The organism is Curtobacterium sp. YR515 (genome assembly GCF_900113095.1).
Lineage (GTDB): Bacteria > Actinomycetota > Actinomycetes > Actinomycetales > Microbacteriaceae > Curtobacterium.
Window position 1 is genome coordinate 605,239 of sequence record NZ_FOOD01000002.1, and the last position, 14,027, is coordinate 619,265.

10 protein-coding genes are annotated in these 14,027 nt (G+C 72.4%); 8 read left to right on the forward strand and 2 right to left on the reverse strand.

Annotated elements, in window-relative coordinates; all coding sequences use genetic code 11:
- Window positions 1–26 precede the first annotated feature (26 nt).
- From BM028_RS07695 to BM028_RS07715, 5 genes are read left to right on the forward strand one after another with little or no spacing between them, the layout of a single operon-like run.
- Entirely contained in the window at window positions 27–1,214 is a 1,188-nt protein-coding gene (locus BM028_RS07695; protein WP_092385654.1) for an ABC transporter ATP-binding protein, read from the forward strand.
- The gene (locus tag BM028_RS07700; RefSeq protein WP_092385656.1) at window positions 1,211–2,422 is read left to right on the forward strand and encodes an ABC transporter substrate-binding protein; all 1,212 of its coding nucleotides are present in this window, start codon (window positions 1,211–1,213) and stop codon (window positions 2,420–2,422) included. Before BM028_RS07695 ends, BM028_RS07700 begins: the two co-directional genes overlap by 4 nt.
- Window positions 2,419–3,351 carry an ABC transporter permease gene (locus BM028_RS07705; RefSeq protein WP_217647236.1) on the forward strand — a complete coding sequence of 311 codons (933 nt, stop codon included), beginning with the start codon at window positions 2,419–2,421 and terminating at the stop codon, window positions 3,349–3,351. The genes BM028_RS07700 and BM028_RS07705 overlap by 4 nt, the downstream gene beginning before the upstream one ends.
- Window positions 3,348–4,223: an ABC transporter permease gene (locus BM028_RS07710; RefSeq protein WP_070417422.1), complete on the forward strand. Its 876-nt coding sequence runs from the start codon at window positions 3,348–3,350 to the stop codon at window positions 4,221–4,223. The genes BM028_RS07705 and BM028_RS07710 overlap by 4 nt, the downstream gene beginning before the upstream one ends.
- A 21-nt stretch (window positions 4,224–4,244) precedes the next feature.
- Window positions 4,245–4,613 carry a hypothetical protein gene (locus tag BM028_RS07715; protein WP_092385658.1) on the forward strand — a complete coding sequence of 123 codons (369 nt, stop codon included), beginning with the start codon at window positions 4,245–4,247 and terminating at the stop codon, window positions 4,611–4,613.
- Between the two features lie 69 nt (window positions 4,614–4,682).
- On the opposite strand, the gene BM028_RS07720 is transcribed toward BM028_RS07715, so the two are convergent.
- Window positions 4,683–6,272 carry a GMC family oxidoreductase gene (locus BM028_RS07720; protein ID WP_092385660.1) on the reverse strand — a complete coding sequence of 530 codons (1,590 nt, stop codon included), beginning with the start codon at window positions 6,270–6,272 and terminating at the stop codon, window positions 4,683–4,685.
- Window positions 6,269–7,618: an alpha/beta hydrolase gene (locus BM028_RS07725; RefSeq protein WP_092385662.1), complete on the reverse strand. Its 1,350-nt coding sequence runs from the start codon at window positions 7,616–7,618 to the stop codon at window positions 6,269–6,271. The genes BM028_RS07720 and BM028_RS07725 overlap by 4 nt, the downstream gene beginning before the upstream one ends.
- Before the next feature lie 127 nt (window positions 7,619–7,745).
- Here BM028_RS07725 and BM028_RS07730 point away from each other — a divergent pair, with 127 nt between their 5' ends.
- Genes BM028_RS07730 through BM028_RS07740 form a run of 3 tightly spaced genes read left to right on the forward strand, consistent with a single transcriptional unit; the run spans window position 7,746 to window position 14,007 of the window.
- The gene (locus BM028_RS07730; RefSeq protein WP_092385664.1) at window positions 7,746–10,295 is read left to right on the forward strand and encodes a carboxylate--amine ligase/circularly permuted type 2 ATP-grasp protein; all 2,550 of its coding nucleotides are present in this window, start codon (window positions 7,746–7,748) and stop codon (window positions 10,293–10,295) included.
- Window positions 10,295–12,079 carry an N-acetylglutaminylglutamine amidotransferase gene (locus BM028_RS07735; RefSeq protein WP_092385666.1) on the forward strand — a complete coding sequence of 595 codons (1,785 nt, stop codon included), beginning with the start codon at window positions 10,295–10,297 and terminating at the stop codon, window positions 12,077–12,079. Before BM028_RS07730 ends, BM028_RS07735 begins: the two co-directional genes overlap by 1 nt.
- Window positions 12,076–14,007 carry a S9 family peptidase gene (locus BM028_RS07740; RefSeq protein ID WP_217647237.1) on the forward strand — a complete coding sequence of 644 codons (1,932 nt, stop codon included), beginning with the start codon at window positions 12,076–12,078 and terminating at the stop codon, window positions 14,005–14,007. Before BM028_RS07735 ends, BM028_RS07740 begins: the two co-directional genes overlap by 4 nt.
- Window positions 14,008–14,027: the final 20 nt, after the last annotated feature.

Sequence of the window (14,027 nt, forward strand, 5' to 3'; positions counted from 1 at the left end):
GAGCAGCACGAGCAGCAGGAGGCACCATGGCAATGACCGGCACCTTCGCCGAATCGGGAGCCGATCTCCGGCTCGACCGGATCACCAAGTCCTTCCCCGGCCACACCGCGGTCGACACCCTCGACCTCACCGTCCCGGCCGGCTCGTTCTTCGCGCTGCTCGGCCCGTCCGGCTGCGGCAAGACGACGACACTCCGGCTCGTCGCCGGCCTCGAGGAGCCCACGAGCGGCACGATCACGATCGGCGGACGGGACGTCACCGACACGAAGCCGTACCAGCGGCCGGTCAACACGGTGTTCCAGAACTACGCGCTGTTCCCGCACATGAGCGTGCTCGAGAACGTGGCGTTCGGGCTGAAGCGCCGGCGCATCCCGGACCCGATGACGAAGGCGACCGAGGCGTTGCGGCTCGTCGAGCTCGAGGGTTCGGCGTCGAAGCGTCCGGCGCAGCTGTCCGGCGGCATGCAGCAGCGCGTCGCCCTCGCCCGCGCGATCGTGAACCGCCCGGCCCTGCTCCTGCTCGACGAGCCCCTCGGCGCCCTCGACCTCAAGCTGCGGCACCAGATGCAGCTCGAGCTGAAGACGATCCAGGCCGAGGTCGGTCTCACCTTCCTGCACGTCACGCACGACCAGGAGGAGGCGATGACGATGGCCGACACGGTCGCCGTCATGAACGGCGGCCGCATCGAGCAGATGGGCAGCCCGCAGGACCTGTACGAGCTGCCCCGCACGGCGTTCGTCGCGAACTTCCTCGGGCAGTCGAACCTGCTCGAGGGCGAGGTCCGCGGCACCGACGGCGGACTCCTCGTCGTCGCGACCGCGGCCGGCACGATCGCCGTCCCGACCGACCGGGCCGTCGCGACGACCGGACACGTGGTGGTCGGCGTCCGTCCCGAGAAGCTCAAGATCCGCACCGCCGAGCCGGCACCCGAGGCCGGTCGCAACATCCTCGGCCCCGGCCGTGTGGTCGACGTGTCGTTCTCCGGCGTCAGCACCCAGTACCTCGTGGACGTGCCGGGCGCGGGCCGCGTCTCCGTCTTCGCGCAGAACTCCAAGGGCGGACCGCGCATCGCCACCGGTACCGAGGTGTGGCTCACGTGGGGCGTCGACCACGGTTTCGGCCTGGAGGCGCACCCCGCGTCCGACGCGACCGTCACCGCCGGAGCCGACCCGCGCCTCCAGTCCGCACCCGCCACCGCGGGGGTCGTCGCGTGAGTCCGCGGCCGGACCTGGTGCGCGGACTGACGTCCGCACGCGTCAGCCGTCGCGGGTTCCTCGCGGGCGGCGGGGCCGCCGCGGTCGCCGCACTGCTCGCCGGCTGCAGCATCAAGGGGTCGGCGGCGTCGCTCGCCGAGCACCCGGTGGACTGGGAGCGGTTCTGGAAGGACCAGCAGGCGACGAAGCAGCTCAACTTCGCGAACTGGCCGCTCTACATCGACTCCGACCACGGCAAGTCCGAGTCGATCCAGCTGTTCGAGCGGGCCACCGGGATCTCGGTCGACTACCAGGCCGTGATCCAGGACAACGCGACGTTCTACGCGACGGTGTCACCGATCCTCCGCGCGCAGGGGGCGACCGGCTACGACCTCGTCGTGATGACGAACGGCTTCGAGCTGACGCAGATGATCAAGAACGGGTTCGTGTGCGAGCTCGACCACTCGCGGCTGCCGAACTTCGCGGCGAACGCGGGCGACTCCGTGAAGGACCCGACCTACGACCCCGGGAACAAGCACTCGGTCGTGTGGCAGACCGGGTTCACCGGGATCGCCTACAACCCGAAGTACATCGACCGCGAGATCACGTCGTTCCAGGACCTGCTCGATCCGGCGTTCCGGGGCCGCGTCGGGCTGATGAGCGACAACACCGAGCTCGGGTCCCTCGGGCTGCTCGCGAACGGCATCGCCCCGGAGACCTCGACCCCCGCGGACTGGCGGACGGCCCAGGACTGGCTGCGGAAGCTCCGCCCGAGCGTCACCGGGTTCTACGACCAGAGCTACATCAACAAGCTCGAGAACGGTGACACCTGGATCACCCAGGCGTGGTCCGGCGACGTGTTCCAGGCGCAGCAGTCCGGGTTCGAGCACTTGAAGTTCGTCACGCCGGAGGAAGGCCAGATGATGTGGCACGACAACCTCATGATCCCCCGGCAGGCGGCGAACCCGGTGTCGGCCCTGGAGTGGATGGACTTCTACTACACGCCGAAGATCGCCGGCATCGTCGAGGACTACGTCAACTACGTCTGCCCGGTGCCCGCCGCCGAGGACTACGTCCGGGACGAGCTGGACGACCCCACCGTGGCGGACAGCCCGCTGGTCTTCCCGTCGTCCGAGGTGCTCGACAAGTCGCACGAGTTCCGGGTGTTCGAGAACTACGACGAGTACTCCGAGTGGAACGGCATCTTCAACGCGGTGGTGCAGTCGTGAGCGCCGTCGGGACGGCCGGGACCGCCGGTCTCGGGGCCGGACCGGGACCCGCGCCCGTGCGGCACGGTCGTCGCCTGCGGGTGCCGTTCCTGCTCGCCGTCGTCGGCACCGCGTACCTGGCCGTGTTCTTCGTCATCCCGCTCGTGTCGGGACTCATCGTCTCGCTCATGTCGGGCAACCCGGACGACGGCTACACGTTCACGTGGAACTGGGGGATCTACGGCTCGCTGTTCAGCGACCCGCAGGTGCCGTACCTGACGTTCCTCGGCCGGTCGCTCTGGTACGGCGCGGCCGCGACCGTCGTGACGATCATCGTCGGGTACCCGGTGGCGTACTTCATCGCGTTCCGGGTGTCGCCGCGGTGGAAGAACCCGCTCCTCATGCTCGTGTTCGTGAGCTTCCTCGTGTCGTTCGTCATCCGCACCGACATGTGGGCGTTCGTGCTCGCCTCGCAGGGGCCGGTCGTCACGGCGCTGCAGGCGATCGGCCTGGCCGGCAAGGACTTCCACATCCTCGGGACCGGTGGCGCGGTGGTCTTCGGCGACGCCTACAACGACCTGGCGTTCATGGTGCTGCCGATCTACGCCGCGCTCGAACGCATCGACCCCCGACTCGGCGAGGCGGCGAACGACCTCTACGCCGGCAAGGTCCGGGCGTTCTGGCACACCACGCTGCCGCTGTCCCGCTCGGGCATCTTCGCCGGTGTCCTGCTCGTCTTCATCGACAGCGTGGGCGACCCGGTGAACTCGGCGCTCCTGGGCGGCACGAACACGTACACGATCGGGCAGGCGATCCAGGACGCCTACTCCGGCAACCAGCAGTACAACGTCGCCGCGGCGCTCTCGACCGTGCTCATGGTCGTGCTCGGCATCATCCTGTTCATCTACGCCCGCGTCTCCGGCACCGACGACCTCGAGGACCTCGTATGACCGCCGTCGCACCGCCCCGCGCCACCGCTCCCGCCGCACCCGCCACCGGGACGGCCGCGCGCCGACCCGGCCGGCACGGGGTGAACCGCCGCGGGCCGTGGCTCGCGATCGTGTACTGGGTCACCATCGCGATCACCCTCGTGCCGATCGTCTACATGATCGTGTACTCGTTCAACGACGCCCCGACGAACCGGCTGTCGTTCGCGTGGAACGGGTTCACGACCTACTGGTACGCGAACCTCGTGAACGTCTCCGGCCTCGGACAGGCGTTCGTCACCTCGGTCGTCATCGCCTTCCTCGCCGCGATCATCTCGGTCGCGATCGGCCTGCCGCTGGCCCTGGCGCTCGAGCGCTACCGGTTCCCCGGGCGCGGTGCCGTGAACGCCGTCGTGTTCGCGGACATCGCGGCGCCGTCGATCGTCGTCGGGTCCGCGTCGCTGTCGTTCTTCCTGTCGGTCGGGCTCGGCACCGGCTTCCTGACGATCCTGCTCACGCACGTGGCGTTCGACGTCGCCTACGTCGTCGTGGTCCTCCGGGCGCGGATCGCGGGGACGTCACGGGCGCTCGAGGAGGCCGCGGGGGACCTCGGCGCGACACCGTTGCAGGCGTTCCGGCTCGTGACCCTGCCGTTGCTCGCGCCGGGCATGCTGGCCGCGGGGTTGCTCGCGCTGGCGATGTCGATCGACGACTACGTGATCACCTCGTTCGTCGCCGGGCCCTCGGTCACGTTCCCGCTGTTCGTGTACGGCGCCGCCAAGGCCGGGATGCCGCCGCAGGTGCTGTGCTTCGGCACGCTGGTCTTCGCGGTGGGGCTGCTCGTGGCGCTGCTGAACGGGGCGCTGAACCGGCGGTTGGCGCGCACCCGCGGTTGACCGGCCTCGTAGGCTCGGGGGATGGACGTCATCGAGGTCGACGAGCGCGACAGCACGTGGGAGGACCCGCGCCCGCGCTTCCGCGTGTACGTCCAACGCCCCGACGGCGACGTGTTCGCGACGGAGACGACCGACCTGCTCGAGGCCGACGTCCTGCAGGCCGTCGACTGGGCCCAGCGCCGTGCCGCCGAGCACGAGGGCGCGCTCTGGTCGATCGCACTCGTCTCCGACGACCGGCGCGGGTTGCGCGGGCTCACCTGGCTCGTGGGATCGGACGCGAACGACCCACCGGAGGACGACCTCGACGTCCACCGCCGTGCGCGCATGCGTGCGCGCCGGGCGGATCCGGTCGTGGTGCCGATCGAGGACCGGGCACCCGCCGACGACTGACCGTCACCGATGACGGACGGGAGGCGCGGTGCGAGCCCGCACCGCGCCTCCCGTCCCTCGGCTCGCGCGTCAGGCGACGGCGGTCGCGGCCTGCTCGCGGTCGGACGAGGCGTCGTCGCGGAGCAGCCGGTCGGCGGTGCGGAGCGACAGCGCCATGATCGTCAGCGCCGGGTTCGCGATGAGGGAGCTCGGGAACACCGAGTTGTCCACGACCCACAGGTTCGGCACGTCCCACGACCGGCCAGCGGCGTCCACGACCGAGTTCCCCGCGTCGGTGCCCATCCGCGCCGTGCCGACGGTGTGCGCCGTGCGGTCGAGGACCCGGACGTCCGTGCCGCCCGCTGCCTCGACGATCGCGGTCATCGTGCGGACCGCGTGGCGGGTGATCGCTTCCTCGTTCGACCCGGGCGAGAACGTGACGCGGGCCTTCGGCACCCCGTTCGCGTCGACCTCGTCGGCGAGCACGAGCCGGTTGTCGTCGTACGGCAGGCACTCGGCGTTGATGCCGACGCCGGCCATGCGCGGGTAGTCCTGCAGCGCCCGGACGAGCGCGGCACCGCGGAGTCCGCCGCCCCGCACGAGCGAGGTGGCGAGCGTCAGCGGCTGCACGCCGAGGCTCTGGATCAGGTAGCCGCCCGCGAAGTCCGCGTCGGTCGGGCGGACGAAGTCCTCGGTGATGATCGACGACGGGTACCCGCGGTAGGACCGCATCGACTCGTCGAAGGTCGCCCAGACCTGGGTGGCCCCGTGCGCGGTGAAGTTCCGGCCGACCTGGCCGCTGCTGTTCGCGATCCCGGTGTGCAGCAGCAGGCGCGGGGTCTCGATGCCACCCGCGGCGAGGACGAGCGTGCGGCAGCGCTGCCGGTGGTCGCGGCCGTCCTGGCGGTAGACGACGGCCTCGACCCGGCCCCTGGCGTCGAGCTCGATGCCGTGCACGAACGCCTCGGCGCGGATCTCCGCACCGAACGCGACGGCGGCGGGCAGGTAGGTGGTGTCCATCGACACCTTCGCCCCGTTCCGGCAGCCCTGGTGGCAGGAACCGCAGGACACGCAGGCCTGGCGGAGCCCGTGGTGCTCCTGGTGCCGGTCCTCGGTGGTGAGGCCGACGGGAGCGTCCGTGGCGGTGATGCCCACGGCGGCGGCACCCCGGATCATCATGTCCGACGAGGCGTTCCGTGGCGGCGGGCCCATGCGGTAGCGGCGCTCCGGGTCCCACGGGTAGTGCGCGGGTCCGGCCACGCCGACGTCGTGCTCGGCCTCCTCGATCCAGCGGGTGAGCTCGGCGTGGTCGATCGGCCAGTCCTCGCCCTGCCCGGAGTCGGTGCGGAGCCGGATGTCGTGCTGGTTCGGCCGCGGTGTGAACGCGCCCCAGTGCAGGGTCGAGCCGCCGACGCCGGTCCCGCTGTTGTTCGGGCCGAAGGCGGTCGGGGCGCTGCCGCCGCTGATCCGCTCGTCCATCCAGTTGATGTCCCCGGGCGCCTCGACCTCGTCGGGCGTGTACTGCTCCGGGTCGGTGTTCGGGCCGGCCTCGAGCGCGACGACGCTGAGGCCGCGGCGGGCGAGGGTCGCGAGCAGCGGTGCGCCGCCCGCGCCGGTCCCGACGACGACGACGTCGACGACCTCGTCCTCGCTGTGGTGGCGCTGGTGGTCGAGTCTCATCGTCCGGCTCCCGTCGGTTCCCATGCTTCGCGCTCGCCGGCTCCGAGGAGCAGGAAGCCCTGTTTGCGCAGCCCGTCGCCGCCGTTGGCGAAGCCGTCGTAGTCCACCGCGGCCATCGTCGCGGGGTGCGCCATCCACTGCTTGGCGAGGTCGACGCTGGCGTCCTCGAGCCAGGCTCGCAGCTGCGAACCGTCGAGCGGGCCCGCCGTCGGTGTGTACTCGCCCGCGGTGACCGCGTCGAGCACCCCGGCGAGGTGCTCGTCGCCCTGCGCGGCGTCGCTGCGGAGTGCGTCGAGTCCGGCACGGTACGCCTCGACGTCGGCGGGCAGGCCGTCCGGTCGCCAGCCGTCGCCGAGTTCGTCGGCGAGCTGGTCGTCGATGCGGAGCGCGAGGTCGAGGTGGCGGTCGCCCGGCTGCGGGACGACGACGCGGGCCACGGCTCGCAACGTGTCGAGCTGCTCGCGGGTGAGGGCACGCGGGTCGCGGTCCGGGGCGTCCGGGAGCGCTCGGACGGCGAGGATGCCGCGGGTCCGTGCGCTCACGCGGGGGGAGGCGATGACGCGGGCGGTCTCGGCGGGGACGAGCGGACCGTGGTCGACCCGACGGTGCCAGAAGTCGCGGATGCGGTCGGCGACGGCGTCGGGCTGCTCCCACGGCAGCAGGTGCGCGGCGTCCGGCACCGCGTCGAACTCGCCCGCGGTCCAGTGCGGCAGGTTCAGCGTCCGCTGGGCCTCGGGGCCGAGGTCGCCGTCCTCGGCGCCGGCCAGCACCAGGGCGGGGACCGGGTTCGGCGGGAAGACGGTCGACCAGTCCTCGCGGCTGCCGCGGACGAGCCAGTCGGTCCAGGCCTGCGGGACGGCGCGCTCGACGTCGTGCACGGCGATCGCGTGCGGCTCCGGGTCGAGGCGGGACGCGGTGTTGGCGTCGACGAACGCATCCGCCTCGTCCGGGCCGATCTCGCCGTCCGACGCCCAGTCGAGCATGGTCTGCCGGCGCTCCTCGTCCATCGGCTCCGGGGAGAGCGGCGACGCGGCGAGCAGCACCACGGCACGCAGGCCGAACAGGCCGTTGCTGCCGTCGACGGTGCGCGAGGCGACGACGGACGCCACCTTCCCGCCCATCGAGTGCCCGATCAGCGCCCAGTCGGTGGCACCGCTCCGGCCGATCGCACGTTCGACGAGCACGACCATCTCCTCGACGGTGGTGCCGGTCGCGGCCGTGCTGGTGCCGAACCCGGGCAGGTCGATCCCGACCAGGTCGAGCGTCCCGGCGAGGCGGGACCGCAGCCCGACGAACTCCTCGGAACTCGATCCGAGGGCGTGCAGGCAGAACACGGTGGTGGGCATCCTTCGTTCCTACGTGCCGCGGCGCCGGCGCTCCCAGCGGGGTGTACCCCGTGCGGCATTGTTTCGAGCATGCGACGATCTGCCGTCGGGCGGGGCCTTCCACAAGGTGCGGCGATAGGTTCGGCCCATGAGTGCAGAGCTGACGCTCGGCGCCGAGGAAGAACTGCACCTCATCGACCTCGATTCCGGACGACTTTCCGCGAAGGCCCCGCGCCTTCTGCCCAAACTGCCCGCCGACCGGTTCGGCGCTGAACTCCAGCGCACGACCATCGAGACGAACACCCCCGTGGTGCGCACCCTCGACGACCTGAGACGGGTGATCGTCGACCTGCGCAGCGAGCTGAGCGCCGCGATCGCCCCCGCCGGGGTCACGATCGCGGCTGCCGGCACCGCGCCGCGGTCGGAGTACGCCGACTTCGAGCTGACCTCCGGTGGGCGGTACGGCCGCATGCAGGAGCAGTACCGGATGCTCGTCGACGAACAGCTCATCTGCGGCCTGCAGGTGCACGTCGGTGTGAGCGACCGCGACCTGGCGGTGCAGATCGCCCAGCGGGTGGCCCCGGTGCTGCCGGTGCTGCTGGCGCTCAGTGCGTCGAGTCCGTTCTGGAACGGGCAGGACACCGGCTACTCGTCGTTCCGCAGCATCATCTGGCAGCGCTGGCCCTCGGCGGGCAGCTTCGGGCGTGTCAAGGACGCCGCCGAGTACGACGCGATGCTCGACGACCTCATCGCGTCCGGGGTGATCGCCGACAAGAAGATGGCGTACTTCGACGTGCGGCCGTCCTCGCACGCCCCGACGCTCGAGCTCCGGGTGTGCGACGCGACGCCGATCGTGGACGACGCCGTGCTCATCGCCGGGTTGTTCCGCGCCGCCGTCCGCAAGGCGGAGAAGGCGGTCGAGTCCGGTGCCGAGTGGCGACCGCGCAGCGAGCCCCTGCACCGGGCGGCGATGTGGCAGGCCGCCCGCGGTGGCCTGACCGGCGAACTGCTCGGGCTCGGGCAGCACCCGGAGCGGCTGCCCGCCGAGACCGCCGTCCGCCAGCTCGTCTCACGGCTCCGTCCGGAGCTCGAGGAGCTCGGCGACTGGGGCACGGTGGCGGAGCTCGTCGAGGACACCCTCGCCCGCGGGAACTCCACGGACCGGCAGCGCACCGCGTACGCCGAGCGCGGCGAGCTCGACGACGTCGTGGCCTCGGTCGTCGAGGACACCGCCGGGACGCCCTCCGGCCGCACCGAGCACCCGACCGTGACGCTGCCGTCGTACCGCGTCCGCGCCGGTGACGAGGCCGTCGGTCCGGGAGCCCGGCCCCGCCCCGCGTTCCGCGACCTCGCGGTGTTCTTCCGCGGGTGGGACGCCGAGACCACCATCGAGCGCTGCACCGCCCGCGACGCATGGACCCGCGAGCACGAGGTCGGCTTCGTGGTCGACGGCGGCGTCCAGGCGTTCGGCTGCGACCTCGTCCCGCGGACCGTCAGCGCGTACGAGTGGCGCCAACTCGCCGCCGGCCTCGGGCAGCGCGCCCGCGCGATCGAGCTGTTCCTCCGCGACGCGTACGGTCCCCGGCGGATCGTGGCGGACGGCGTGATGGACGAGCACCAGTTCGTCGGGGCCAACGGGTGGGACCCGGCGGCCGCCCGGCTGCCGCAGGACGCCGTGCGTGCGCCCGTGATGGGGTTCGACCTGGTCCGGAACGAGTTCGGCGGGTGGCGCGTGCTCGAGGACAACGTCCGGTCGCCCTCCGGCGTCGCGTACGGCATCGCGCTCCGCGAGCTGATGGACGAGGTGGTGCCGGACGCCCCGCGGCCGGAGCACCTGCTCGACCCGCACGGAGTGGTCGACCGCCTCCGCGACACGCTCCGCACGAACGCGACCGCCGTGACCGGTGAACCGGACCCGGTGATCGCGCTGGTCAGCGACGGCCCCGCCGCCGGCGCGTGGTTCGAGCACCGCAGGCTGGCCGACGGGGCCGGGTTGCGCCTCCTGGCTGGCTCGGACCTGGACGTCCGCGACGGACACGTCGTCGAGGCGCGGACGGGTGACGTGCTGCACGGGCTGTACCTGCGCATCGACCGCGACGTCAGCGCGCTCGCGGCGGAGCACGCACCGGACCTCGGTGCGCGCATCCTCGACGTCGCCGAGGCCGGTGGCGTGCACCTGGCGAACGCGCCGGGCAACGCGCTCGTCGACGACAAGGCGATGTACGTCACCGTGCCGGACCTCATCTGGTACTACCTCGACGAGAAGCCGCTGCTCGACTCGGTCCCCACGTACCGGACCAGCATCGAGGGCGAACGGCTCTCCGTGCTCGACCGCGTCGGCGAGCTCGTGACGAAGCCCGTCGACGGCGAGGGCGGTCGGGACGTCCTGATCGGTCCGAGCGCGAGCGCTCCCGAGGTCGCCGAGCGGCGCCGGGCGATCGCCGCCGACCCCGACCGCTGGGTCGGGCAGGAGGTCGTGCAGCTGTCGTCGCACCCGACCATCGGCCCGGCCGGCCTCGACCCCCGGCACGTCGACCTGCGTGCCTTCGTCTACGTCACGGGCACGGGGCCGGACGACACCCACCTCGCCGACGTCGCGCTCACGCGGGTGGCGCCGGAGGGGAGCATGGTCGTGAACTCCTCGCGCGGCGGCGGCGCCAAGGACACCTGGATCACCGGAACGGCAGGGGACAGCTGATGTGCGGACTCGCGGGAGAACTCCGGTTCGACGGGACGGCGCCGGACGTCGCGGCCGTGGCGCGGATGACGGGCTGCCTCGTGCACCGCGGCCCCGACGGCGACGGGCTGTGGGCACGCGGACCGGTCGCGCTCGGGCACCGACGGTTGTCGATCGTCGACCTGTCCACCGCGGGCGCGCAGCCGATGGTGCACCCCCGTGCCGGACTGACCATCGCCTACAACGGCATGGTCTACAACTACCGACAGCTCCGCGACGAGCTGCGCGGCCGTGGCCACGAGTTCTTCTCGACCTCGGACACCGAGGTCATCCTCGCCGCCTACGCCGAGTGGGGCACCCGGTTCGTCGACCACCTGGTCGGGATGTTCGCGATCGCCATCTGGGAGCACGCCAGCGGCCGGCTCGTCCTCGCCCGCGATCGGCTCGGCATCAAGCCGCTCTACGTCGCCGAGGTCCCCGGCGGGGTGCGGTTCGCGAGCTCCCTGCCCGCCGTCCTGGCCGGTGGTGGCGTCGACACGAGCATCGACCCGGTCGCCTTCGCGTCGTACATGACCTTCCACTCGATCGTCCCGGCGCCCCGCACGATCCTGTCCGGCGTCGGCAAGCTGCCGCCGGCGACCGTCCGGGTCATCGAGCGCGACGGGACCTCCCGCGACGAGACGTACTGGGAGCCCCGCTTCGAGCGCGACCCGGACAAGGCCGACTGGAACGACCAGGACTGGCAGGAGGCCTTCACCGCGAAGCTCCGCACCGCGGTCGAGCGCCGCATGGTCGCCGACGTGCCGGTCGGCGTGCTGCTCTCGGGCGGGATCGACTCCTCGCTCGTCGTGGCACTGCTCGCCGAAGCCGGGCAGCAGGACCTCGCCACGTTCAGCATCGGCTTCGAGTCGGCCGGTGGCGAGTCCGGCGACGAGTTCGAGTACTCCGACGAGGTCGCGCGCCACTTCGGCACCGACCACCACCGCATCCGCATCCCCTCGTCGCGCCTGCTCGACGGCATCGACGGCGCGATCGGCGCGATGAGCGAGCCGATGGTCAGCCACGACTGCGTCGCCTTCTACCTGCTCTCGGAAGAGGTGTCGCAGCACGTCAAGGTCGTGCAGTCCGGGCAGGGTGCGGACGAGGTGCTCGGCGGCTACAGCTGGTACCCGCCGCTCGCCTCCGTCCCGCGGGACCAGGCCGCCGAGGTCTACCGCTCGGTGTTCATGGACCGCCGGTGGCCGGCACTCCAACCCCTGCTCGGGGAGCGCTGGCGGAGCGACGACGACACGCCCTCGGCGTTCGTGGACGCCGCGTTCGCCGTGCCGGGCGCCGAGACCAGCGTCGACGCCGCGCTCCGCAGCGACACGATGACGATGCTCGTCGACGACCCGGTGAAGCGCGTCGACAACATGACGATGGCGTGGGGACTCGAGGCGCGCGTGCCGTTCCTCGACCACGAGTTCGTCGAGTTCGCCGGCGCGATCCCACCCGAGCTCAAGCTCGCGGACGGCGGCAAGGGCGTCATGAAGCGCGCGGCCCGCGGCATCGTCCCCGACGCCGTCATCGACCGGACGAAGGGGTACTTCCCGGTGCCGGCGATCCGGCAGCTCGAGGGTCCGTACCTCGAGCGCGTCCGGCAGGCGCTGCACGCCCCGGAGGCGCGGGAGCGCGGGCTCTTCGATCCGGGTACGGTCGAGCGGATGCTCCAGGACCCGAACAGCACGCGGACCGAGATCGGCGCGAACGCGCTCTGGCAGCTCGGCCTGATCGAGATGTGGCTGCAGCAGCAGGGGGTGCGGTGAGCGGGCCCGCCGTGCGGCCAGGAGGCGCGACCCACCTCGAGCCGTCGGCCCGCGCCCGGCAGGCGGCCGACCTGGGCGAGCGCCTCGTCGCGGCCTGGGGATCGTGGGGGCCCACCATGACGCGGAACGCCCGCCGCGTCGCGTTCGTGAGCGACCGGCACGGCACCCCCGAGGTCTTCGTGCAGGACGTCGTCGTCGGCGACGAAGCACCAGAGCCCGTGCGGATCCGGCTGTCCGACGACCCCGTGATCCGGGTGACGTGGTCCTCCGACGGGGAGTGGCTCGCCGTGGCCATCGCGACCGACGGCGGCGTGAAGCAGCAGGTCTGGGTGGTCCGACCCGACGGCACCGACGCCGCGCAGATCGCCGGGTCGCGGTACCAGCACGCCGAACTCGGCCCGTGGAGCCGCAGCGGCCACCGGGTCGTCATCACCCTGCCGTCCACCGAGGCCGACCAGCCCGCCCGCTCGTACCTCGTCGACCCCGTCTCCGGCGACCGCGACGACCTCGCGGTGGGGGAGCTCATCCACATCCTCGACCTCAGCGTCGAGGAGCGCCTCGTCGTGCTCCGGGACGGGCAGCGCGGCCACGAGTTCGTCGTGGTCGTCGACCGGCTCACCGACGAGAGCCACGCGCTGCTCGCCGAATCGCCGGACGGCTCGGCGGAGATCGCCTTCCTCCGACCGGCACCCGCGAGCGAGACCAGTCCGCTCGTCGCCTACGTCGCCACCGAGGCCGGGCTGCCCCGCCGCGGGCTCGTGGCCCAGCCGGTCGGCCCGCACGGCTGGCGCGGTGCACCCCGGCGGATCACCGAGCGCGACGGCGCCGAACTGGAGTACCTCGACGCCGACGACGCCGGCCGGACCCTGCTGCTCGTCTGGAACGTCGACGGCCGGAGCGAACTCGACCTCATCAACACGCACGACGCCTCGCGGACGCCCGTGCCGGACCTGCCCGGGTACGTCGTCACCGACCCGGTCCTCAGCCGCGACGGGCGCAGCGTGCTCCTCGCCGTCGAGGGACCCCTGCGGCCCCGGGAGCTCTGGCGCCTCGACACGAACGCGCTGACGTGGAGCCGGGTCACCGGCGTTCCCGGGCTGCCGGAGGTGCCCCTGGTCGAGCCGACGCTCGAGCGCTTCGCGGCGCGCGACGGACTGGAGATCACCGGCTGGCTGTACCGGGCGGTGGAGCCGGCCACGTCGTCGACCGGTGGCGGTCCCGACGTCGGTGCCGTGCCTCCCGAGCCGCGCGCAGCGCTCGTCCACCTGCACGGCGGACCGGAGTCGCAGGAGCGACCCACGTTCTCCCCGCAGCACCAGGCGCTCGCCGCCGCGGGCATCACGGTGTTCGCGCCGAACATCCGCGGGTCCAGCGGGTACGGGCGCGACTTCGTGCGCGCGGACGACCTCGGACTGCGCTGGAACGCGCTCGCCGACGTCGTGGACTGCGCGCGGTTCCTCGTGTCCAACGGGTACGCGGACCGCTCCCGCGTCGCCGTCGAGGGCCGCTCGTACGGCGGGTACGCCACCCTCGCGTCCCTGGCCTTCACCCCGGACGTCTTCGCGGCCGGCGTCGCCGTGTGTGGGATGAGCGACTTCGCGACCTTCTACCGGGACACCGAGCCGTGGATCGCCTCCGCGGCCGCGACGAAGTACGGCCACCCCGTGGACGACGCCGCGCTGCTCGACTCGCTGTCGCCGATGCGGGCGATCGACGACGTCACCGCGCCGCTGCTCGTCGTGCACGGCGAGCTCGACACCAACGTGCCGATCGGTGAGGCGCACCAGGTGGTCGAGGCGCTCACGGCGAGGTCGCACGACGTGGAGTACCTCGAGCTCGCGGGCGAGGGGCACGAGTACCGCCGGGCCACGTCGCGCGCGGAGCTCGTGCGGCGGATGGTGGCGTTCGTGGCGGCGCGGCTGGCGTAGCGCTGGCCGCCGGCCGCTGT